The sequence below is a fragment of the Photorhabdus viridis genome (genome assembly GCF_040256935.1).
Lineage (GTDB): Bacteria > Pseudomonadota > Gammaproteobacteria > Enterobacterales > Enterobacteriaceae > Photorhabdus > Photorhabdus viridis.
In genome coordinates, this window is the sequence record NZ_JBEJZY010000248.1 from 1 (window position 1) to 518 (window position 518).

General features: G+C 37.1%; 1 protein-coding gene. It reads left to right on the top strand.

Annotated elements, in window-relative coordinates; translation table 11 throughout:
• Positions 1-15: 15 nt before the first annotated feature.
• A partial coding sequence (locus tag ABR397_RS23205) for a DUF4225 domain-containing protein (RefSeq protein WP_350307760.1) occupies positions 16-518 on the top strand: 503 nt, incomplete at its 3' end.

Sequence of the window (518 nt, forward strand, 5' to 3'; positions counted from 1 at the left end):
TCATTGGATGAAGAAATGCGATCGTTAGAAAAACAGGATGCAATGCTTTCTCAAAAGAGAGTAAGGCAAGTTATCGTTGTAAAGAAAAAAACGCCAGATGAGAATACTAAAAGCAGGAGAGATGAAGTAGTCAATTTAACTATTGCATGGATTGGATTTGTGTCTGGAACTATACAATTCATTGGTGGATTTATTGCTATTGATACCGGTATTGGAGCAGTGCCTGGAGCATTATTAATGGCACATGGCCTTAATAACGTTGTTGAAAGTGAACATTATATTCTTTATCGTGAAAGTTATACCGGGCCGGTTAAATTTATCTATGAAGGGGTTGGAGAAAAAATTTTTGGGATGGACAAGCGTGATGCGGATGTGGTGTATACATCAGTTGATGTTGGTATGTCTTTAAATGGATTATTAGGTTACAGGCTAGAGCCAGATAATCAGCGATTATATCGGTATATTAATGCTGATCTGCTTGTTGGCTTAAAACAGCAAGGGATAGAAACGATGAATTA